Source organism: Streptomyces sparsus, assembly GCF_054776295.1.
This window is the reverse complement of record NZ_BAAHCA010001577.1, coordinates 1-678: the sequence shown is the minus strand read 5'-3', so window position 1 is coordinate 678 and position 678 is coordinate 1. Positions and strand designations below refer to the sequence as shown.

General features: G+C 76.3%; 1 pseudogene. It reads left to right on the top strand.

Annotation, left to right across the window (positions count from 1 at the left end):
- Positions 1-678 (top strand): annotated as a pseudogene (locus ACYVE9_RS29695) (hypothetical protein); the annotation flags it as partial.

Sequence of the window (678 nt, the reverse complement as noted above, 5' to 3'; positions counted from 1 at the left end):
CCACCGCCGACACCGAACGCGCGGCCGCCGAACTGCGCCTGCCCCTCTCCCGGATCCGCGTGCACTGGGACCGGGCACTGCTGGCCGGCCTGGTGGAGCTGCACCACGGCGCCGTCCGCCCGGGCTGGCGGCTGCGTGCCTGGGACAGGGACGACTCGGCGGTGTTGCGCGGCTGGGTCGCGCTCTTCGACGGCTGGTCGCTCGCCAACCCGGGCCCGGAAGCAGCCGACCCGGCCCTCGCCGGAGAAGTCGTGGTGGCCGCACCGCAACTGCTGTCTGTGATGCATCTCTCCTCCGGGCCGGTCACCGAGCCGGCCCTGCTGGAACTGCTCACCCAGCGCATCGCCGAACTGCGGGCCGAACGGTCCGCGGACGGCGGCCCGGCCCCGGAACTGCCCCGCGAGGGGGAGCTCGCCGAACTGCTCGACTGGGCGCTCGACGGGCTGGCCGCCGTCGGCGCGCTCACCCGCTGCCAGGACCCGGGCGGTGCCGGCCAGGCGGTGCTCACCCCGCTCGGCAACTGGGCGGTGTGGGTCCGGCTGGAGCAGATCTGCGTGGCCGCCCTCAGTCCGGTCGGCAACATCGAGCAGCCCGCCGCCGACATGCTGCGCGGGTGCGCCCGGCTCTCCCCGGGGCCGGCCCGTGACGAGTACCGCGCGTGGCTCGCCGCCCGCCCCA